Source organism: Candidatus Nitrosotalea sp. FS, from assembly GCF_011319475.1.
GTDB lineage: Archaea > Thermoproteota > Nitrososphaeria > Nitrososphaerales > Nitrosopumilaceae > Nitrosotalea.
This window is the reverse complement of record NZ_RCMC01000235.1, coordinates 1-1,047: the sequence shown is the minus strand read 5'-3', so window position 1 is coordinate 1,047 and position 1,047 is coordinate 1. Positions and strand designations below refer to the sequence as shown.

The following is a 1,047-nucleotide window of genomic DNA, read 5'->3' as shown; positions in this document are numbered from 1 at the left end:
GTTGCCAATATAACAAAATCAAATGTTGTTCTGGTACTTGATGCAAGCAAGGCTGCACGCTCTGTTGCAGCAACTGCACTTGGATTCAAAACTTTTGAGAAAAACTCTAGAATTTGTGGTGTCATACTGAACAAAATTGGAAGCAAAAAACATGAAACGCTGTGCAGGGATGCTCTAAAAAAAGTTGGGCTTCCAATACTTGGGGTCATTCCACGGGACAATGATTCCAGTCTACAATCAAGACATCTTGGCCTGATACCTGTGCGGGAAAGACAATCACTTGATGGAAAAGTCAAGGCAATTGCAAAATCATTCTCTAGATTCATTGAAGTTGAAAAGATACTAAAACTTGCAAAAAATGTATCCAGTCTACCACAAGTTCCTGAAAAANGCAGGGATGCTCTAAAAAAAGTCGGACTTCCAATACTTGGAGTTATTCCACGGGACAATGGTACAAGTCTACAATCAAGACATCTCGGTCTGATACCTGTGCGGGAAAGACAGTCGCTTGATGGAAAGATCAAGTCAATTGCAAAATCATTCTCTGGTTTTATTGAAATCAAACAAATACTCAAGCTTGCAAAAAGTGTGCCCAGTTTACCAAAAGTTCCTGACAGGAAACACAAAAAGACACAAACTAGGATAGCAGTAGCACTTGACGAGTCCTTTAATTTCTATTACCAAGACAATCTGGACTCGCTGAAAAATCTTGGTGCAGAACTTGTTTTTTTCAGTCCAGTCTCGGACAAAAAAATACCTGACTGTGATGGAATCTATATCGGCGGTGGATTTCCAGAGGTCAAGGCAAACCTGCTTCAAAGAAATGAGACGATGAAGAAATTGGTGAAAAAACATGCCCAAGATGGCATGCCAATTTATGCAGAATGTGGTGGACTGATGTATCTGACAAAATCCATCAGCTACAAGTCTGGAAAGTTTAGCATGGTTGGACTCTTTGATGCTGTAACTGTAATGGAAAAGAGACTAAAACTCAACTATACTAGTGCCAAGATTGGCAAGTCTCCGTTTTCATCAAGATCAAAAAAT

2 pseudogenes are annotated in these 1,047 nt (G+C 39.7%); both read left to right on the top strand.

The features are described from left to right. Positions 1–9: 9 nt before the first annotated feature. A pseudogene (locus DYY66_RS16430) lies at positions 10–390 on the top strand (cobyrinic acid a,c-diamide synthase); the annotation flags it as partial. Between the two features lie 99 nt (positions 391–489). Next, positions 490–1,047, top strand: a pseudogene (locus DYY66_RS16425) (cobyrinic acid a,c-diamide synthase); the annotation flags it as partial.